The following is an 18578-nucleotide window of genomic DNA, read 5'->3' as shown; positions in this document are numbered from 1 at the left end:
CGGCGGTGGGCCGCACATGTCATCGCCCTCGTGCTGCCGGCGGCGCAGGCCCGCGAGGCACGGTGGCTTCGCTGGGCAGCGGGACTGGTGCCCGGTGTGCGGCGGGATCCTCCAGGCCGGGTTCGGGACCGGCTCTCGCTCAGTTCGCCGGCCGCGTGGGATGCTGCCCGGCATGATCGACTCTCCCGATACCGAAGCGCCGGGTGGTGCCTGGTCGTTCGCGGCGGCGCGTGAGCCGGCCGAGTTCCCCCTCGTCGGGGTCAACGGTGTACCCGGTGTCGGGCACGCCGGGGACGGGAGGCGGACCCTGTGCGGGATCCGTGGCCAGTACCTGACGTTCTTCCTGCACCACTTCGAGCCGCAGGACCTGGCCTCGTGCCGGAAGTGCCGGGCGCTGGCCGAGGCGGCACCGTCACGGCCGTGCGGGCAGGAACGCCTGCACGACCTGCTCCTCCAGGAAGCCGACGACGGACCGCTGCGGACGGACCTGCTCGCCGCGCTGCGCCGGGGCGCGCGGATCGCGTTCTGGGGCACCGGCCCGGCACACGGCCCCACCCGGTCCTACGCGCGGCTCGACCGGATGACGGAGGAGGCCGGCCCGGCCGCCGAGGCGCTCACGGCGGCCGGCACCTCCGTCACGCTGGCCCGCGTCGAGGACACCGACCAGCAGTACCTCGTCGTCCTGCCGCCCGACGACCGCGCCCGCATCGCGCGCGGTCCGGCGACCGCCTCTCCAGCCTCTCCCGCCGCTTCGCCCAGCCCTCCTGCGACGCCACCGCCCCCTCGGAACGCAGCGCAACCGGGCGACGGGCGGGACGGCCCGTGAGGCCTGCCCCGGTCCCGGCCGGCGCGAACCGTTCGGACCGACTCGACCGGCCGTTGCCTGGCCGCCGTCGACCCTTTCGTCGCCGACCGGACCGAGGAGAACCGGACCGTGGTGCGGGAGGCGTTCCTGGCCATCCCGGCGCTTCGTAGCGCCGATACGCGCTGGGCGACGTGGACAGAAAGGACGCACCGCTTCGGGTGCTGGTGACAGGGCCCGGGCGTGGCAGGGCAGCCCGGCTCCGGTCGGGAGCTGTCCGATACTGCGCAGGGCGGTAGTCACGGGATGGCCATGGGCGACGTGGGTGGTGTCTACGTCTTCGTCTGCCGTGCTTGCCCCCGCTGGCCCACGATCCACCGGTACGACTGCTGAACTCCCGCGAGTCGTGGCGTTGCCGGCCTGCGGTGCTGGCACACCGGCCCGAGCGCTCCCGCAGTCGCTCGGGGTGCGGGCTGAACCTGCCGACCGGCAGGTGGGGCTCGATCATCGTCCGCTGGTTGTCCGCGAGTTGGCGACGCGTCACAGCCCACAGTCCTCCCTGTTCCGCTCTCGGAGGAGGGTGGAACCACAAGGCTGGTCACGACCTCACACAGGCCCTCATTCCCGTACGTCGTGGCGGTTGGTGAACCAACGAGGTCCGCCATCCCGTTGAGACATGTACCTGACCGCCCTCCGATCGAGAGTTGGCTGCCATGACCTCGAAGCGTGTTGTCCAGTCCTCCGTACTGACCGCCGTCCTGGCGCTGAGCGCTGCCTTGGCCCTGGCTCCCGCGGCGCAGGCCGCGGCCCCCTACGCCGGAACAGCGCAGTCGGCCACCCCGGCGGCGTCCGCCGGCTACGCGGTGCGCAGCACCAAGGTCACCCTGTCGAACCAGACCAGCAGCATGCTCTACCTCGGCTCGGCCACCCTGGCCCACGGGTGCTGGACCGCCGGCAGTCCCCTGCCCCCGAGCTACATCCTGCCGAACGTCGCCCCCAGCTGGAAGACCGAGTCGTGCGGGTTCCTGACGGGCACCGAGGGGCAGATCAGCTTCGGCGTGGACACCTGGAACGGGTTGATCCACTGGAGCAATCCCTATGCCGGGTCGAACATCAACGAGTGCACTGTCGGCGCGGGCCTCACGTGTGAGGTGATCGGCGGCAAGGGGAACACCGCCGAGGTCACCTTCGTGGTGCGGCGCGCCTGAGGCCCGACCACACCTGGTCGTGCGGAAGCCGCCGTCCTCGCCGTCGCCGCCCGCCATCCGTTCTGCCGTGATCGTGACTTGACTGAGCGTCAGGTCCACTCGGGCGGCCTGTCGGAACCGTCTCGGACAGCGCGCCGGTTCTGAGCGGACCTCTGCGGGCGGCGACCGTGGTCTGGCTGCGCCGCACCGGCCGCGGAGGCATCCGCGAGCCCTTGCTGCGTCCGCGACCCGAGGCGGGGCTGCCAAGGCGTGACGTTCCCGGTCGTGGACGGAATGGGGATCGGTTGCCGCCCCTGAGTCGAGCACCGCCTCAAGAGTGCTAACTTAGGCAAGCCTAACCAAGAAGCGCGATCACACAGCCCAGGGGGGCACCATGGCAGACCAGCCGACCCGCCGGACACCGCAGGCCCGTGAAGCACAGGTGCTGCGCACCGAGCGGATCACACCGCACATGGTGCGCCTGGTCCTCGGCGGTGCGGGGTTGGAGGACTTCGACGCCGCCGAGTTCACCGACCACTACGTCAAGGTGCTCTTCACGCCCGAGGGTGTGAGCTACCCGGAGCCCTTCGACATGGCGCGGATCCGCGAGGAGTTCCCGCCCGAGCAGCGGCCGATCACCCGGACGTACACCGTGCGGGCCTGGGACCCGGCGCTGCGCGAGCTGACCATCGACTTCGTGGTGCACGGTGACGAGGGCCTGGCCGGGCCATGGGCGGCCCGCGCACAGCCCGGCGAGACGGTGCGCTTCCTGGGCCCCGGCGGCGGCTACGCCCCCGACCCGAGTGCCGACTGGCACTTGCTGGTCGGCGACGAGAGCGCGCTGCCCGCGATCGCCGCGGCGTTGGAACGGATGCCGGCCGATGCCGTGGTGCACGCCTTCGTCGAGGTCGCGGATGCCGCGGAGGAGCAGAAGATCGTCTCGCCCGCCGGGGCCGAGATCAGCTGGCTGCACCGCGGCGCGCGCCCGGTGGGCGAGGCGCTGGTCGAGGCGGTGGGCGCGCTGGAATTCCCCGCCGGGGCGGCATCCGCGTTCGTGCACGGCGAGGCAGGCTTCGTGAAGGAACTGCGGCGCCTGCTGCGCGTGGAGCGGGGCATCCCGCGCGAGCGGATGTCGGTCTCGGGCTACTGGCGGTCAGGTCAGAGTGACGAGGCCTGGCGGGCGGCCAAGCGCGAGTGGAACGCCCAGGTGGAGGCCGAGCAGGAGCAGGCCGGGCGGGAGTCGACCGGCTGATCCGCGCCGCCGGGTAGCCGCCCGTGCTGCGTGGACGCGGAGACCGTGGTCGCCCTGCGCGAGTTCGCCGGCGACGGCCACCGTCGGAACGCGGAACTCGTCGAGTACACACCCGACGGGGAGGCGGTCCTGGCCGGCGGCATGGCGCTGCTCGGAGCGCGGGTGGAGGCGACGGCCGCCGGTTTCGTGACGGGCCTGAGGTTGGTCAGGGCGGCGCTCGGGTTCTTCGGCGGCCAGGAGCTGCGACTCGACCTGGCGGAGTTCGGCTTCAACCTGACGGTCCCTCTCCGTCCGGGCCCGTCGGGATGTCCGACGGGCCCGAAGGGTGCTGGCGAGCGCAGGCATCCACCTGGTGTGGGGACCGGTCCCGGGCCGGGTGCTCCCGGGGCCGGGGTGCGCAGTCCAGCCGGGCGGCGGCAGGGCGGGTTCACACCTGGAAGCTCTGGATGTCCGATGTCGTGCTCGTGAAGCCGTTGGTCGAGATGACCCTGACCTGAACCTGTGTCCCCGGGGGGAACTGGCTGTGGTCGATCGTGATCGTCGGGTTCTTCAGGCCGACCCCGACGGTCTGCCAGGTCCGTCCGCCATCCGTGCTCACCTGGGTCGCGAAGGTCTGACCGTCCTGCGGGGCCGGGCCGAAGTCCAGGGCCAGCCCGACGTTCCCGTCCTGTGCCGTCGTCGGACGGGCGCCGCGCAGGGCCGGGGCCGGGGCTCCGGGGCGGAAGGTGTCCACGACCTGCCCTCCGACGAGCAGTTCGACGGACGCCGGATCGGCCCCCATCGGGAGGACCTCGTCGACCAGGCCGGTGCGGTCCTGCCCCGGCTCCGGGTCCGACGACAGCTTGACCGTGACCGGGAAGTCCTGCGGCGGTGCACCGCCTGCCTGCTGGATCCGCAGCACCACCGGCACCTCGCCGTCCGGGCCGGCGCCGTCCGGCTGCCCGGCCCGTCCGGCGGGGGCCGGCTGGGCCGGTTGTCGGGCCGCGGCCGACACCGGATTGACGAAGCGGATGTCACCGGCGCGCTGGGTGAGGTTGACGGTCCCGATCACGCTGACGAGCTGCCCGGTGTCGGGCCCCGCTCCCCGTGCCGCTTCGTCGGCCGCCGGCATCGGGGCCGCCGCGGTGGTCACCGAGAGTTGCGGGAACCGGTCGTCGGGGCGGCCGCCGGTTCGTGTGGTGACTCTCAGTTCGTGGGTGGCCTCGCGCAGCGGAGCCACCGGGGTCGGCGCCGGGGCGCCGGCTGCGAGGGAGTCCTCGGCCAGCAGGCGCTGGCGGATGCCCTCGTAGGTGTAGCTGCAGGGCCACTGGGAGTTGCAGTAGGTCATGACGTCGTGCCACGGCATGCCCGGCCGGGCGGCCATCGGCAGATTCAGCTGGGGGTCGCCCACGTCGAATCCGGCGTAGCTGTTCGCGTCGTTGGCCAGCTGTCCGTTCTGGAACGGGTAGTTCTGCAGGTCGTCCTTCGATTCTCCGCAGAATCCGGGGTGCTTGCGGCCGTAGGTGTGGCCGAGTTCGTGCCCGCCGTACCAGTCGGCGTACGTGCCGTCGAAGTCCCAGCCCCACGTCGCGGCACCGCACGGCGCCGAGGCGACGGTGGTGGGGTCGGGTGTGGCGGGCACCCCGGAGGCGCATCCGCGCATGAAGAACCCGCCGTCGGCCGCCTGGCCGAGGTAGTGGGTGCGCCGGTCACCGCCGGCGCTGATGTCGAGCGCGCGGATGGCGGCGAGCTGGGCGTTGGTGTCGGTGCACTGGAACGGCGGGGTGGCGGTGACGTCGATGATGGTGTGCGGCGCTTCGATGACATCGGCCACCGGGTAGGCGCGCTTGAGCCAGCTGATCAGGAAGGTGTAGTCGATGTCCCGCGGGGTGTAGGTCACTGGCGGGTTGCCCATGGTGTAGCGCAGCCCCAGGACTCGGACCCGGAGCGGCGGGGACTGCGTGAACCAGACGGCGGTGGCGCCGGGTGGCGTGTTGAACGGGACATCGGCGCCCGTCATGGTGTCGGTCAGGGAGATCGAGCTCACGCTGAGTGCCCCTTCGGCCGTCAGTGCGCTCGGCACGACGAAGTTGAGGCTCAGGCCGGCGTCGGCTCGACGGGTGGGTACGTCCTTGGGCGCGGTCGGATCGAGGGAGACGGTATTGGCCGAGGAAACGGTGATCGGGGTGTCGGTGGGTGATCGGAGCAGGGTCACGGTGCCGTTCACGCCGGTGGCGGGGCCGCTCGCGCCGCTCACGTAGGCGCGGATCACGGTGACCTTGCCGGCGATCAGGGTGACGCTGTGCTGGAGGTCCTGAATGGCTTGGGTGACCTCCGTGGCGTCCAGCACGGCGAGCGTCTGAGTCGTCATGGCTGACTCCTTGGACGAGCGTTCCGGCCCTTTCAGGCTATGCCGCTCAGGGGCCGTTCGCCTGTACGGCGGCGGCGCCAGAAGGGGCTCAGGGGCCAACGTTGCTCCTGGGTATAGGCGTACCCGTGATTTCTTCGGTAGGCCGCCGCGATCCCGCCCAGGAAGGCCGTGTAGTCGGCGAGCGCTGTCGTCGTCCGTCCCCCGTCGGCGAGGCAGTCGGCCACGGCCCGTCCGGCGCGGGCACCGGTGTGCAGCGCGGTGAGGATGCCCTGCGAGGAGAGCGGGTCGAAGGCGAGGGCGGCGTCCCCGGCCGCCACCCAGCCGGGCCCGGCCGCCGGGGTGAGCCGCAGGCCGTGAGCCGGCGCCCAGCGCGGCACGGGTGTCGCGGCCGGACCGTGCCCGGTCAGGCGGCGCCGGACGTGGACGGTGCGACTGAGCGCGTGCCAGAAGCCCTGTGGGGTGCGCAGGGACGGGGTGGCGAGGTCGGCGTCGGTCAGATGGGCGACCAGGCGCCCGGCCGGGATCCGGGTGGTGTACCACCAGCCGTGCGGCGCCGCCTCCACCAGGGTGCGGGCCTCGGCGTCCGCCGGGTCCGACGGTTGCCCCGAGCGTGAAGGGCGCGAAGGGCGGCGGTCGGGGAACACGACGTACGCGGCGACGAGCCGGTCCTGCCGCCAGCGGCGGCCGTTGCGGCGGCCGATGACACAGCGTCGGCCGGTCGCGTCCACCGTCCAGCGGGCGGACAGCTCCGTCACGGCGCCGGTGGCCGGCTCGCGGACGGTCAGCCGGTCGTCGAGCCGGTCCAGTACGGTGGCCTGCCGCAGTTCGGCACCGGCCGCGACGGCCGCGTCCCGCAGGAAGGCGTCGAAGCGGAGCCGGTCGAGGTGCCAGCCGTGGCCGTACGGGTCGAACAGGTGGCTGCGGCCGTGCAGCGCGGCCGATCCCCAGGCGGCGTACGTGCCGGTGGAGACGGGGTGACCGGAGGCCAGGAAGGCCTCCAGCAGCCCGAGGTCGCCCAGCAGCGGTCGGGCGGCGGGCGGCAGGAACTCCCCGATCTTGAACACGGGTTGGGCGGAGAACACGGCGGCGGACGCGACCGGGGACGCTGTGGCGGACATGGCCGGGGACGCGACCGGGGACGCGCCTGGCGACGCGGCGCCCGGCCGGTGCCGGCCGCCTCCGCCGTCCAGGAGCGTGACGCGGTGGCCGGCCCGGGCGAGGACGAGCGCCGCCACGGCGCCCGCCGGTCCGCCGCCCGCGACCACGGCGTCGACCGGACCGGACGGGCGCACGCGAACCGGCGGGTGAGGGGTCACCGGTTGGGCCGCAGGCGCTTGACCTTGTCGATGAACCCGACCGAGACCTCCTCGTCGGGGGCGTCCGCCATGGTGGCCGCGGTGGCCAGCGCGGCCGCGCCCAGGGCCGGGTCGGCGCCGCGGTCCACGTGCACGGTCATCAGGTTGCGCCCGGCCGGCGGGGCGGGCTCGGCGGGGAAGCTCACCTCGGACTCCACCAGGACCTCCGCCGGCAGCCGGGGGTCGTCGGTGGGGCCGACCCGGCGCTCGACCACCCCGAGCTTGCCGAAGTCCTGCACCATCGCGTTGATGGCGGCCATGTAGTCGCGGGGCAGCCAACGGAGCCAGGTCCGCCGGTTCTGGAACGCGGCCAGGCGGTCGGCGATCGGGCGGGTGGTGTCCATCACCACCTCGTAGTCCTCCTCGGCGAGCACGTGGTTGGGCACCCGGGCCGGCCAGAAGGTCGGCAGGTACGGGTCGTACGGGCCGAAGCCGAGCGAGACGCTGTACTCGTAGCCCGACCGGCAGCTCGCCGTGTCGGTCTGCCACGGCACCGCCATCCACCGGGTCAGGCCGCCCGGGCCCTGGGCGTGCAGCGGGCCGTCGAGGGAGAGCGCGAGCTCCGGCGTCAGCGTCTGGCCGTAGTCGGGCGGGGCAGGCGCCAGCGGGTCGCGGTGCCGCACCCGGAACGGGCTGCTGTACAGGGTGATGTGGCGCATCGGCCAGGTCAGCTCGCAGCCGGGGTGGAAGGCGTCGGCGAGGCAGAACGACAGGGCCGCCCGGTCGAGGGTCCCGGGCTGTTCGGCGAACGGGACGTCGTCGAGGGCGGCGGGCGGCGCGGCCGTCGGGTCGTAGTCGTCGGCGAAGTCCCCGCGGGCCCACCGCTGCAGGAGGCGGTACTGCAGCGCGGAGAGCGTCATGTGCTGGCGCACGGACTGGGGCGGCAGGTTCATCGCATCGCCGTAGACCGCAGGCCAGGGCACCGGCGACATGCCGTCGCGGTTGTAGTCGCGGACGGAGAGCCAGATCTGCCGGCGCAGCTCCCGCTGGACGGGCGAGGGGTCGGCCAGCGCGGCGACCCGGGCGGGGTCGAGGAGGTACTCGCGCCCGCCGAAGCCGAACTGGGTGGACAGGCCCTTGTTGACCCACTGCAGGCCGGACAGCCGGCGCAGCACGGGCAGCACGTCGCGGGTGAACGAGACCTGCTGCGGCTCGGGGAGCTGCCCGGCGCTGAAGAAGGAGTCGCGCACCAGGTCGTACATCGTGCGCACCGAGGCGAGTTCGGGCGCGTAGTTGGGGGGCGCGGTCACCACCCAGGCCGGCTCGACCGGGATCGGCCGTCCGTCGATGCTCACCTCGGCGGTGACCGGGCCGTCGGAGGTGTCGTCGTACCAGCCGTCGTTGTTGGCGAAGGTGTCGGCGGGGGTGCCGGTGGAGGAGGCCGAGACGCCGTGGCCGCCGAGGAAGATCAGCCGGCCGCCGTCGTCGGTGCGCAGTTCCCCGAGGTAGACCGGTTTGCCCATGAAGGTGCCGGTGTCGAAGCGGTACTCGGGTTTGTCGGAGCGGTTGCGGCCGCGCACCGAACGGGGGCCGGGGTCGATGACCAGGAGGTCCGTGCGCTGGTCGGCCTGGATCTTGGGGTTGCGCAGGTTGCTGTCGTCGGCCTGGTTCGCCTCCGGGATGTCGAGGGCGATCTGGAACTGGTACCAGGCCGCCTTCGCGTTGGCGACGTGTACGGTCCAGCGCAGGTCGGCGTTGTCGGCGGTCAGTTCGGCGACCGGCTCGCCGGCGGCGTTGTAGCCGTACACCCGGAACCGGACGCCCTGGCGCTTCAGGGCGCCGGTGACGTCCTTGTAGCTCCCGACCGGCAGCGGGGCCGGATCGTCGACCTCGGGGCCGAGGACGAAGTCGTCCATCGTGCTGTCGCCGACCCGGGCCACGCCGATGGCCGGGTGCACGGCGGCCCGGACGATCCGGGTGTCGCGGGCCGCCGGCGGGGTGATCTGCGGGCGGGCGGGGCCGGGCTCGGCCGTCGGGACGCCGTTCACGTCGCGGCGCTGTTCGGCCGAGGCCAGGTACACCGTCCTGCGCACCTCGGCGATGCTGCCCACCGGGGTGTGCTCGGCGAGAGCGTGCCACGGGTTGAGGGAGAGGTTCTCGCCGTACGCGGCCTGGCCGCGGGCCGTGACGTCCTGCTGCTGGAAGGTCAGCCGGGCCACCTTCACCGGGGCGCTCTCGGACTCCTCCCACCGCACCGTCGCCTGGTCCAGCGGCATCTTCTCGTCGTCGGTGCGGAACTGGAGCATCAGGTCGAAGGCCGCCGGACCGGCCTTGAGCCGGTGGACCAGGTCGGCGCCGAGGTAGGTGGGGTCCTCGTCGGGCGGTGTCGCCGCCGGGTCGGCCGGCTCGCAACCGGCGGGCACCAGCTTGTACTTGACGAAGCGGTCCGGTCCGAAGGCGTAGGGCAGCACGCCCCAGTAGGTGGCGGTCAGCACGCTCTGCTCGAACGTGGCCATCGCGTCGAGGATCCCGGCGGTGACCGGATGGGCTTCCAGGTACTTGTCGTAACTTCCGTCGATGACACCGGCCTTGGTGAACTCGCACATGTCCTGGGCGGTGTCGACGAAGAAGACGTCGAAGTTCTGCAGCAGGAGGTCCTGGGTGCCGGCCTCGGCGTAACCCTCCAGCAGCTTCGGGCCGGGCACGCCGAACAGCTTGATGCCGACGCCGAGGGTGGTCTTCAGGTCGGGAGCGCCGGGCACGGTGTCGCTGGAGAACCGCACCCAGGCGGGCAGGCCGCCGGCCTGGGTGCGGGCGCTCTCCAGGAACCCGACGCGCAGGTCCGACGGCAGGTCGTCGGCGACGGTGAGCGTGCCGCGGGCCACGCCGTGCGGCTTGAGGAACACCGGCCGCTTGACGGGGTCCTGGCCGCGGGCCATCCGCACGCCCTGGGTCAGGTCCACGAACATCTGCTTCAGTGCGCCGGCCGCGTCCTCGGCGCAGCCGGGCAGGGGCGGCAGCCCCGCGGTGTCGTCGAAGGGCTCGGGGGTCCCGGTCATGTTGTGCTCCCGTCGGTGCGCTGGTGGAGGGGTCCAGGCCGGTGGAGCACCTCGGTCGACGTCGCGCGGCTTCCGGACCCCGGTCAATCGTGCACAGACCTTCGAGGGGCTGCGCGCCGACGTACGCCCGAAACGACCACGCGGCGGGCCCGCTGCGCGCCGCCTCACTCCAACCGGCCAGCAGCGCTCGCCCGCCCCGGGGTCCCCGTGGCAGCGTCTTCGGTGACCGGTGCCGTCAGTGGCCCGGTCGGCCCGGCCGACTGCCCCGAGGAAAGGAAGGTCCATGACCAGAAGAGGATTCAGTGTCACCGTCCAGGGCGACCTGGAGGGGGACGTGCTGCAGCGGATCGGGGACACGGTGCGAAGGCTCATCCTCGACCAGGTCGCCGAGCTCGACCTCGCGCCGCCGCTGCGCGAGGTGCCGCTCGGCGGGGCCGGTTCTGCCGGCGACGCGGTGGACGCGCTGCTGAAGCGGCCGGGGCCGATCGGGTTGCAGATGGAGCAGGAGTAGTAGTGACCGAGACCGAGGCCGGCCCGGCCCGAGCCGGGGCGACCTGCCCGAGCAGCCTGTGCGCCCCGGGCCACCTGCTGCTCGGCATCGTCCGGCAGGACGGCACCGTCGCCGCACTGCGCCCGCCGCTGACGGTGGACGCCGAGTTCACGGCCCGGGCCTCCGCCCCCGGTCTGCGCCCGCCCGAGGCACGGTTCCGCTTCGCCGGGCCCTGCGTCGAAGCGGCCTGCGGCCAGTGGGAAGGGTCCCGCTGCTCGCTCGGCGACGCGGTGGCCCATGCCGCGTACGAGGTGGGCGCGGACGACCCGGACGCTCCGCTTCCCCCGTGCGCCGTCCGCTCCACCTGCCGCTGGTGGCAGCAGAGCGGTTCCGCCGTATGCCGAGTCTGCGACCGGATCGTGCACACCACCAAAGCGCCCGCCGAGACCACCAGTTCGAGGACACTCTCGAAGCCTGGGATGTCTCCGTCCTGGCCCGGGTCTCCTCATGGCAGTGAGGAATGCACCGCTGATGCTTCAAGTTCCCGTGCGGCCGGATCGGGCCCTGTCGCCCGCGGGAGCGCCCCCGCGGCAAATCAGCGGAGTCACCGAAGGGCAATTTCATAACAGCCTGTCTTCACTATGAATACTCAGAGTGACTGCTATATGTGGGTACATGACACATGAACAGCACTCAGCGCCTCCTGGGCAGCGCCCGCGGCGCGTCCGGACGGCCCGGCTCGCCGCAGGGGCCCTGGCCCTGATGGTCGGCGCCGCAATGCCCCTGTGCCTGGACACCGGCACCCAGGCGCAGCCTCGGGCCGGCGGCTCGCCCCTGGTCAGCGAGACGTTCACCCAGGCCACCGCCCCGGAGTTCACCGGCGTGGGGTCGGCCTGTCTCACCGGCGCGCCGGCTGCCGCCGCGCCCGGCCCCGGGGACCATCCGCTGGGCGGCTGCCCGGGCGGCGTGGGCCCGGTGCCGCCCCCCGACGGCGCGCCGCACGGCTATCTGCGGCTGACGGACGCGTCCAACGACCAGGCCGGCGCGGTCCTCTACAACAACGCGCTGCCCGCCAACCAGGGCCTCGATGTCACCTTCGACCAGTGGCAGTACGGGAGCACGACCCCGGCCAACCCCGCTGACGGCATCTCGTTCTTCCTGGTGAACGGCGACGGTGCGCTGGCCCACCCCGGCGCCTTCGGCGGCAGCCTCGGGTACGCGCAGAAGCTTCCAGACGACGACCCCACCGCCACCTTCCTGCCCGGTGTCGACCGCGGCTACCTGGGCGTGGGGCTCGATGTCCTCGGGAACTACTTCGGCGACTGGGAGCACCGCGGCAACGGCTGCCCCACCCGCTCGCCCGCGGGGACGGCGTTCCGCGTCCCCGGTCCCGGGGCCAACATGGTCACAGTGCGCGGCCCGGGCGACGGGATCGAGGGCTACTGCTTCCTGACCGCCACCACCAGCAACTTCAGCACCACCGCACCCTGGCCGTCGACGCTCCCGGGCACCCTGCAAGGGCCGCTCACCGCGCTGCCCCCGGGGGCCACCCCCGCCCAGGCCGAGACCGCGCTCGAACCCTCGCGCCGCCGGGTCCATGTCGAGCTCACCCCGACGCCCGCCCCGGTGCTCACCGTGTCGGTCGACTTCAACGACGGCACCGGCTCCCACCAGGTGCTCAGCACGCCCGCCCCGCAACCGGTGCCCGCCACCTACAAGTTCGGGTTCGCGGCCTCCACCGGCCTGTTCACCGACGTGCACCTCATCCGCAACGTGGTGGTGAGCAGCAACCAGCCGCTGCCGCAGTTGAACCTCGTCAAGCAGGTCCGGCAGCCGCTGCCCGGTGACCTGGTGGCCGGGACACGGGTGCCGTACGACTTCGTGGTCACCAACTCCGGTGCCACGGACATCACCGGCCTCGCCGTCAACGACCCGAAGGTCGGCCCGGTCTCGTGTCCCACGACGACGCTCGCGAGCGGCCATACGGTCACCTGCACCGCCACCTACACCGTCACCACCGCCGACGTGACCCACGGTTCCATCGACAACACGGCCACCGCGACCGGCACCTCGGGCGGCCAGCCGGTCTCCTCGCCGCCGTCCTCGCAGAGCGTGCCGATCGAACGGCCGCCCGGCCTCGCCATCGAGAAGCAGGCGCAGACGCCCGGCCCCTACACGGTCGGGCAGACGGTCACCTTCCGCTACACCGTCCAGAACACCGGGGGCACCGAGCTGACCGGCCTCCACGTGACCGACGACCACGTCACCGACATCACCTGCCCCTCGACCACGCTCGCCCCGGCGGAAAGCCCGGGCGACCGCACCACCTGCCACGGCACGTACACGATCACCGAGAACGACGCCACGGCCGGCTCCGTCACCAACACCGCCACCGCCACCGGTACGGCGAACGGACAGCCGGTCACGTCCCCGCAAACCCAGCTGACGCTGCCGATCGGGGCGCCGCACCTCACCCTGAAGAAGCGGGTCCTCTCGCGCGGCCCCTTCGCCGTCGGAGACACGGTGGAGTACTCCTACACGGTCACCAACACCGGCAGCACCGACCTGCACGGCGTGCTGGTCGACGACGACCGCATCGCCGACGTCAGCTGCGCCGCGACCACGCTGACACCCGGGGCCGGCACCACCTGCCACGGCACCTACACGATCACCCTGGCCGACATCGAAGCCTGCAAGACGGCCCACAACCGCGGCGGCGGCGAGAAGGGCTGCGACATCACCAACGTGGCGTTCGCGGCGGCCACCGACCCGCACGGGAACCCGATCGTCAGCGAACCCGCCAAGGCCACCATCACCGTGGGAGAGAAGAAGGACTCCTACTGCCACAAGCACCCCGGCCACGGCCACTGCCGCAAGGGACTCACCGAGCCCGCGCCCGACCAGGAAGACGACTGACGACACCTCGCCACCCCCGGCCCTCGCGCCCCCGTCCCGCACCGCGTTCAGGCGCCGCTTCGTCTAGAGTCCGGGCCGGTCGGCGTTCCACCCCTTCGGTAGGGCCTCGTCGCAGAAGACGCAGACGGAGTCCTCCTCGCGCACGATGTTGAGCTGCCGGCAGGACGGGCAGCGGCGGAACAGCACCTCGTGCGTGAAGCCGGACGGGCGAACGACCCCGGCCTGGTCCAGGGCGCCGGCGACGGCCGGCCACGAGCTGACGTCCGGGCAGTAGTCGGTCGACTGGTTGCCGACCTCGTCGACCAGCCACCGCCCGGACCCCTCTCGGAAACCGGCCTCACCGGCGCCCAGGACCATGTCTCCACCGGCACACACCACGTGCTCACCGCGGCGCAGGGCCTCGGCCCGGCCTGATCGACAACGAAGGTGAAGGGCTCGGATAATACGCTCCCCGGTTCCACCACGTCGGTGTGTTCTCCGGGTGTTCGGAGATCTGCTGCTGACGTCGTCGACCCCGACGCGGCCCAGTCTGAGCTAGGTTCTCCCCATGGCAGACATAGACCCGCTGGTACCTGTCCTTGCCGGGATGGTTGTCGACAGCGTCTGGTTCCTCGACAGCTGCGACGACGACGAAGTGGATCCCGACTCCGCGGTGAGGATGCTGGAGAGCGTGGCCTCGGTGCTCAAGGGCCTGCCGTCCGAACAGCTCGACCGGTTCCTGGTGGTGCTCAGGAGTCTGGCCGAAGTGGAGCCCGAGCCCAGTCGGCGGGAGTTCTTGGAGGCGTTCCCCTTCACCTGCGGCTTGGTCGAGGAAGAGTCCTGCGCAGTCGAGACGTCTCCTGGCACGCTGGTGGCATGAAAGGTTTCCAGGACCGAGAGCCGATTGATTCGCTCGTTGCCGCGGACTCTCCCTCATGGAGCGTCGGGGCCGCTGCAGGGCGTCGGCTGGCGGTAGTACCTCATATCGAGGACGTCGCCGAAGTCCTCCACCGCCTTTTGCTCGATGTTCAAGACACCGGAGTGACCTCGGAGACAGCCGTGGCCTTGTTGGCACGTGAGGACCTACCGGGTCTACGCGCCGTGCTCGCCGCCCTAGCCAACGCGACCAACCAGGGAACCGCTGACCAGCTCAGCGCAGAGCTTGACTGTGACCCGCGCTGGATGACCGGCAACGGCATGACCGAGCTCATCCGGCAACTCAAGACGCTGACGTCGGACGCAGATTCAGGGGTTCGCGACGAGGCCCAACGGCGACTCTCACTCCTACGACAGAACAACTGATCTGCGGTGGTCCGTCATTACTGGCGCAAACCGCCGTCGGCCCACCTTCGGTGACACGCGGTCCAGGTTCCCTGGCACAGGTCAGGGGGCGTTCAAATGTACGCAGCTGAGGAGAGCGAAGGCCGTAGGCCGAAGCTGGGTCTGATGACGGCACCGACGCCACCTCGCCGTGTGCGCACTCACTGGCTTCCCTGTCTCCGCGCTCCGGTCCGGACCGGGGCCGGTGTGGATCGTGTCCGTGTCGATGGCGTGGGGGAGCACAGCGTCGGCGGGTTCGGTGTTGTCGGATTCCGTGAGGCCCGCCGTTCCTGTTGACTCCTTCGGTTCCGTCGGGACCGGAAATTCTTCGGTGTGTTCCCGTCCGGGTAACCCCGTTCAGGGCTCCGGGACAGGAAGATTTCCTGTCCCGCATGTCGGTGCCGTCACCGCAGGGGGCTTGTGAGACGAAGCCAGTCCGGCTGCTGCTCCGTTCGGCGCCGGGTTTCCGAGGGCGCAGGCCCGTTGGGCTGTTCGCAGGCGCTGGTGGCGACGGCGGTCGCGCCACCATTCCAGCCGGTCGTGTGAGGCCTGGGGGAAGACGGCGTTGAGTACGGTCCAGGCCCCGGCAGGTGCGGCAAGGAGCAGGATCGCCCACCAAGGGGTGTGGTTGTGGAGCAGGAGGACCGGTGAGATGACACCGGCGGTCCCGGCCAGGGGCAGGGTCCGGTTGCGTTTGTCCACCTGAAGCCTCTCTCCTCAATGACGGCGGGGGCTGCTCGTCACGCGTGTGACAGCGTTCCTTCACCGAGTCAGGGGCGATGCAGTGTTGGCCTGTTGTGTGCCCCGGGTGGAGAGGTCTCTTCCACCGTGGTGGAGAGGGATGGAAGGTGTCGTCGGTTGCTCAAATCCATCGTCGAAGGGGTTGTCGATGCTGAGGGACTACTCGGTGAGGTCGCTGGCGAGGAACTCGCAGGCCTGCCACCAGCTGTTCCGGCGGTGCCCGCCGCCCTGGCGCGCTGTGTCCCGGGGTGCTGGGCCGGTTGGGTTGACCACCTGTTAGCGTGCGCGAATGGAAGATCTGGGAGCTGTGGTTTGGCCGCCTGAGCCGGTCAGGACCGGGAGGCTCGTGCTCCGTGAGTCCGAGGTCCGGGACCGTGCGGCGTTCATCGAGCTGCTCGCCTCGCCGGAGGTGCACGCCTACCTCGGTGGCCCCCGGCCGCGTGACGAGCTCGAGCGCGAGATGCCCGGGGCGCCCGAGCGGTGGCCCGGGAGTTTCGTCGTCGAGCTCGACGGATCGATGATCGGCCAGATCCTGCTCAGGAGGGCGACGGGGCACCGCCGTCTGGCCGCCGCGGGGAAGGTCGATCTCGGCTACCTGTTCCTGCCGCGGGCGTGGGGACTCGGGTACGCCGCCGAGGCCTGCGCGGCGGCACTCGACTGGCTCGCCGGCGCGCTTCCCGGCGAGCCGGTGGTGCTCACCACCCAGAGCGCCAACGTCGGCTCGATGCGTCTGGCGGCGAAGCTGGGGTTCACCGAGGTGGAGCGGTTCGAGGCCTGGGGCGCCGAGCAGTGGCTCGGCATGCGCTCCCCGGCCGCGCCGTCCGATTGAGCCTGCGTCGCAACCGCAGGGGAGCACCCGCCCGCCTGCGCGCGGGAGGCGCTGCTGTGGGTTCTCGTCCGAATGCCGTCAGGAGCCGGCGCACCTGTCGTTCTCTTGTGGCGGAGAGGGGCGCTTCTCGCGTGTCCAGGCGGGCGTGGGCCCGGCGCGCGCGTGTCGGTAGTGGTCGTCGCGACGGATGCGCCGTCCGCGAACTGGCGCGGAGCAGCACGGGCCCCTGTCCCGGTACTCCAACGGGCTCGGCATCCGAGCGCAATCCCGGCCCTTTGGAAGGACCGTCAAGTACTCTGCCCGGCATCGTTCTCGACCGGCTGTTCTGTCGGTGGCGGCGGCTAAGGTCCGTATGCCTGTCCGCCGTCCGAAAGAGATGCCTTGATGGTCCGTGTCACACCGCCGCGCCGAGTGGATATCGCCGCGGCCTTCCCGGAACTGGTGCCGTTGGCGCGGCAGACGGCGCGCCTGCACCCACGGTTGGGCGAGCCGACCGTCCACGACAGTTCGGTCGGGGGCCCGTTGCTGTGGCCGGTCAGTGAGCCGTGGCCGGTGTGCGAGGGCCCGCACCCGGAGGAGGACGAGGGCGATCTGCCGGTGTCGCTGGCGGACATCCGGCGGCGCCGGGAGCTCTATGAGACCCATCCCGACGACCGGGAGGAGGCGGCCCTGGACGCGACGTCCGCGGGACATCCATGGAGCCGGAAGCCGAACGCCCTGCTGCCGGTGGCCCAGCTCTACGCGCGCGACATCCCCTCGCTGCCGTGCCCTGAGGGCGCGGACATGCTGCAGGTGCTGTGGTGTCCGCTGAACCACGATCCGTCCTGGATGCCGACGGCCAGGGTGGTGTGGGGCTCTTCCACGCAGGTCGACGTGCTGCTGACCGATCCGCCGCTGCCGGCTGACGTGGAGAATTACGGCAACTACGTGCCCGAGCCGTGCGTGCTGCACCCGGAGGTGGTGACGGAGTACCCGGCGCTGCTGGAGCTGGAGGCCGACCTCGCGGACCGGATCGAGGACTGGTGCGAGCGGGAGTTCACCGGCACCGATCCGAGGTACCGGTACGCCGAGGAGTTCCGGGCCTACTACCAGTACGAGCTGTCGGTCGCCCTGGCTGGAAGGTCGGCGGTTGGGGGCCGTGGAGCTTCCGCGATCCGTCGGTGATCCGGTGCACCGCTTGCGAATCCGCCATGGTGCCGTTGCTGACGATCGCTTCCGGCGTTCTGGACGGCAGCGGCTGGGACCCGGTCGAGGACCGCGACGCGGACGGCGACATCGGCATCCAGATCGGGCGGAGCTACACATGCAGCTCTACTACTGCCCGCTCTCCTTCGAGCACCCGTGCCGGGAAGTCATGCAGTAACGGCCTTGGGTGAAGTCGGGGTCGGGGCGTGGCTGTTGGCGGTTCGACCGGTGGGTGAGCAGCAAACGGCGTCGCGGGCGAGGACGAGTTCGGCGCTTGTCCGGCGGCGGCGGCGGGCCGGGCGTCGTGCGGAGCGGTCGGAGAGCAGGCGTCACAACTCACCCAACCCGTGCGGCCCTTCCACCGTCACGGTCCCACCAGCACCGGGACCGTTCATCCCAAGGCCGCTAATCCGCCTCGCGGTCCCAGGGCGGCAGCTCGGTGGTCGCAGGCTGTCCGAGGTGGTCGCGCAGTTCGTGTCTGCCCAGGTCCGTGAGGGCGAGGGCACGGGTGGTTCCGATCCGGGTCAGCCACCCGGAGGCCAGGGCGTGCCCGCAGATGGCGGCGCCGACGGCCCCGCCCAGGTGCGGGCGTCGTTCGGTCCAGTCCAGGCAGGTGCGTACCAGCGGTCTGCGGGAGGCGTCGGGCAGTGCGATGCCCAGGTCGTGGAGCCAGGCCGCCCCTTCGGCGGTGAGCGACGGATCGGCTCCCCACTCCAACAGGCCGCGGGCGGCCATCGAGTCGGTGACGGCCAGGCCCAGTTCTCCGGCCAGGTGGTCGTAGCAGAGCCGCGCGCGGGCCAGGGCCCGCTGCCGCCCTGAGCCCGACAGCGAACGCGGCCTGGGGGCGTGGCGCGGCGCGAGTGCGGCGAGGCTCTCGATCAGGGCCATCACGCGCGGATCGGCCATCCGCAGGTAACGGTGGCGTCCGTGGCGTTCCTCGACGAGGAGTCCGCCACGTGCGAGCACGTTCAGGTGCTCGGTCGCGGACGAGGCCGCGACATCGGCATGGCGGGCCAGTTCCGTGGCCGTCCAGGCCCGGCCGTCCAGCAGGGCCAGGCAGAAGTCCGCCCTGGTGCCGTCGGCCAGCAGCCTGGCCACGGCGGCCAGGTCCACGCCGACGTCCCGGCCCTCGCGCTGATGGTCCATGTCCCCGATTGTCGTCGATCTCGCTTC

14 protein-coding genes and 1 pseudogene are annotated in these 18578 nt (G+C 71.8%); 10 read left to right on the top strand and 5 right to left on the bottom strand.

What is annotated here, in order from left to right:
* Positions 1 to 172 precede the first annotated feature (172 nt).
* The 4 genes and pseudogenes from A6F73_RS31900 to A6F73_RS31890 all read left to right on the top strand — a co-directional run bounded on the left by A6F73_RS31900 (position 173) and on the right by A6F73_RS31890 (position 3241).
* On the top strand, positions 173 to 826 hold the full coding sequence (locus tag A6F73_RS31900; protein WP_159398634.1) for a hypothetical protein: 654 nt from the start codon (positions 173 to 175) through the stop codon (positions 824 to 826).
* A gap of 33 nt (positions 827 to 859) precedes the next feature.
* Positions 860 to 1044: pseudogene (locus A6F73_RS43590) on the top strand (DUF1768 domain-containing protein); the annotation flags it as partial.
* 471 nt (positions 1045 to 1515) lie between these two features.
* Positions 1516 to 2010: a hypothetical protein gene (locus A6F73_RS31895; protein ID WP_063351860.1), complete on the top strand. Its 495-nt coding sequence runs from the start codon at positions 1516 to 1518 to the stop codon at positions 2008 to 2010.
* A 373-nt stretch (positions 2011 to 2383) separates the two neighbouring features.
* Positions 2384 to 3241, top strand: a complete 858-nt coding sequence (locus A6F73_RS31890) for a siderophore-interacting protein (RefSeq protein ID WP_063351859.1) — start codon at positions 2384 to 2386, stop codon at positions 3239 to 3241.
* A 427-nt stretch (positions 3242 to 3668) separates the two neighbouring features.
* Here the strand turns inward: A6F73_RS31890 and A6F73_RS31885 are convergent, their stop codons facing one another.
* From A6F73_RS31885 to A6F73_RS31875, 3 genes are all read right to left on the bottom strand, one after another.
* Positions 3669 to 5591, bottom strand: coding sequence for a hypothetical protein (locus A6F73_RS31885; protein ID WP_063351858.1), 1923 nt, complete (start codon positions 5589 to 5591; stop codon positions 3669 to 3671).
* Between the two features lie 32 nt (positions 5592 to 5623).
* Positions 5624 to 6709, bottom strand: a complete 1086-nt coding sequence (locus A6F73_RS31880; protein WP_279634964.1) for a tryptophan 7-halogenase — start codon at positions 6707 to 6709, stop codon at positions 5624 to 5626.
* Between the two features lie 194 nt (positions 6710 to 6903).
* Complete coding sequence (locus A6F73_RS31875) at positions 6904 to 9945, bottom strand: LodA/GoxA family CTQ-dependent oxidase (protein WP_063351856.1); 3042 nt, start codon at positions 9943 to 9945, stop codon at positions 6904 to 6906.
* A gap of 283 nt (positions 9946 to 10228) precedes the next feature.
* Between A6F73_RS31875 and A6F73_RS31870 the strand changes: the two genes are divergently transcribed.
* Entirely contained in the window at positions 10229 to 10456 is a 228-nt protein-coding gene (locus A6F73_RS31870; protein WP_063351855.1) for a hypothetical protein, read from the top strand.
* Between the two features lie 741 nt (positions 10457 to 11197).
* Positions 11198 to 13351, top strand: coding sequence for a DUF11 domain-containing protein (locus tag A6F73_RS31865; RefSeq protein WP_063351854.1), 2154 nt, complete (start codon positions 11198 to 11200; stop codon positions 13349 to 13351).
* A 63-nt stretch (positions 13352 to 13414) separates the two neighbouring features.
* Here A6F73_RS31865 and A6F73_RS31860 read toward each other — a convergent pair whose 3' ends face one another.
* Complete coding sequence (locus A6F73_RS31860) at positions 13415 to 13708, bottom strand: hypothetical protein (protein ID WP_347878566.1); 294 nt, start codon at positions 13706 to 13708, stop codon at positions 13415 to 13417.
* A gap of 190 nt (positions 13709 to 13898) precedes the next feature.
* Here A6F73_RS31860 and A6F73_RS31855 point away from each other — a divergent pair, with 190 nt between their 5' ends.
* From A6F73_RS31855 to A6F73_RS31845, 4 genes are all read left to right on the top strand, one after another.
* Positions 13899 to 14210 (top strand): hypothetical protein, encoded by a 312-nt coding sequence (locus tag A6F73_RS31855; protein ID WP_063351853.1) that lies wholly within the window; start codon positions 13899 to 13901, stop codon positions 14208 to 14210.
* The gene (locus A6F73_RS39785) at positions 14207 to 14632 is read left to right on the top strand and encodes a hypothetical protein (RefSeq protein WP_208869224.1); all 426 of its coding nucleotides are present in this window, start codon (positions 14207 to 14209) and stop codon (positions 14630 to 14632) included. Before A6F73_RS31855 ends, A6F73_RS39785 begins: the two co-directional genes overlap by 4 nt.
* Positions 14633 to 15680: 1048 nt before the next feature.
* The gene (locus A6F73_RS31850; protein WP_063351852.1) at positions 15681 to 16220 is read left to right on the top strand and encodes a GNAT family N-acetyltransferase; all 540 of its coding nucleotides are present in this window, start codon (positions 15681 to 15683) and stop codon (positions 16218 to 16220) included.
* Positions 16221 to 16631: 411 nt separating this feature from the next.
* Complete coding sequence (locus A6F73_RS31845; protein ID WP_079136433.1) at positions 16632 to 17384, top strand: hypothetical protein; 753 nt, start codon at positions 16632 to 16634, stop codon at positions 17382 to 17384.
* A 426-nt stretch (positions 17385 to 17810) separates the two neighbouring features.
* On the opposite strand, the gene A6F73_RS31840 is transcribed toward A6F73_RS31845, so the two are convergent.
* On the bottom strand, positions 17811 to 18551 hold the full coding sequence (locus A6F73_RS31840) for a winged helix-turn-helix domain-containing protein (protein ID WP_063351851.1): 741 nt from the start codon (positions 18549 to 18551) through the stop codon (positions 17811 to 17813).
* Between the last annotated feature and the right edge of the window lie 27 nt (positions 18552 to 18578).

It is taken from the genome of Streptomyces sp. MJM8645, assembly GCF_001625365.1.
In the GTDB taxonomy this organism is placed as follows: Bacteria; Actinomycetota; Actinomycetes; order Streptomycetales; family Streptomycetaceae; genus Kitasatospora.
Note: the sequence above shows the minus strand (reverse complement) of the source record. Positions and strands in the feature narration are given on the sequence as shown.

What these genes read in the sequence shown, in the direction of transcription:
- A6F73_RS31900 (WP_159398634.1), top strand. Translation starts at nt 173, where the DNA reads ATGATCGACTCTCCCGATACCGAAGCGCCGGGTGGTGCCTGGTCGTTC.
- A6F73_RS31890 (WP_063351859.1), top strand. Translation starts at nt 2,384, where the DNA reads ATGGCAGACCAGCCGACCCGCCGGACACCGCAGGCCCGTGAAGCACAG.
- A6F73_RS31850 (WP_063351852.1), top strand. Translation starts at nt 15,681, where the DNA reads ATGGAAGATCTGGGAGCTGTGGTTTGGCCGCCTGAGCCGGTCAGGACC.
- A6F73_RS31840 (WP_063351851.1), bottom strand. Translation starts at nt 18,551, where the DNA reads ATGGACCATCAGCGCGAGGGCCGGGACGTCGGCGTGGACCTGGCCGCC.
- A6F73_RS31860 (WP_347878566.1), bottom strand. Translation starts at nt 13,708, where the DNA reads ATGGTCCTGGGCGCCGGTGAGGCCGGTTTCCGAGAGGGGTCCGGGCGG.
- A6F73_RS31885 (WP_063351858.1), bottom strand. Translation starts at nt 5,591, where the DNA reads ATGACGACTCAGACGCTCGCCGTGCTGGACGCCACGGAGGTCACCCAA.
- A6F73_RS31870 (WP_063351855.1), top strand. Translation starts at nt 10,229, where the DNA reads ATGACCAGAAGAGGATTCAGTGTCACCGTCCAGGGCGACCTGGAGGGG.
- A6F73_RS39785 (WP_208869224.1), top strand. Translation starts at nt 14,207, where the DNA reads ATGAAAGGTTTCCAGGACCGAGAGCCGATTGATTCGCTCGTTGCCGCG.
- A6F73_RS31895 (WP_063351860.1), top strand. Translation starts at nt 1,516, where the DNA reads ATGACCTCGAAGCGTGTTGTCCAGTCCTCCGTACTGACCGCCGTCCTG.
- A6F73_RS31880 (WP_279634964.1), bottom strand. Translation starts at nt 6,709, where the DNA reads ATGTCCGCCACAGCGTCCCCGGTCGCGTCCGCCGCCGTGTTCTCCGCC.
- A6F73_RS31875 (WP_063351856.1), bottom strand. Translation starts at nt 9,945, where the DNA reads ATGACCGGGACCCCCGAGCCCTTCGACGACACCGCGGGGCTGCCGCCC.
- A6F73_RS31865 (WP_063351854.1), top strand. Translation starts at nt 11,198, where the DNA reads ATGGTCGGCGCCGCAATGCCCCTGTGCCTGGACACCGGCACCCAGGCG.
- A6F73_RS31855 (WP_063351853.1), top strand. Translation starts at nt 13,899, where the DNA reads ATGGCAGACATAGACCCGCTGGTACCTGTCCTTGCCGGGATGGTTGTC.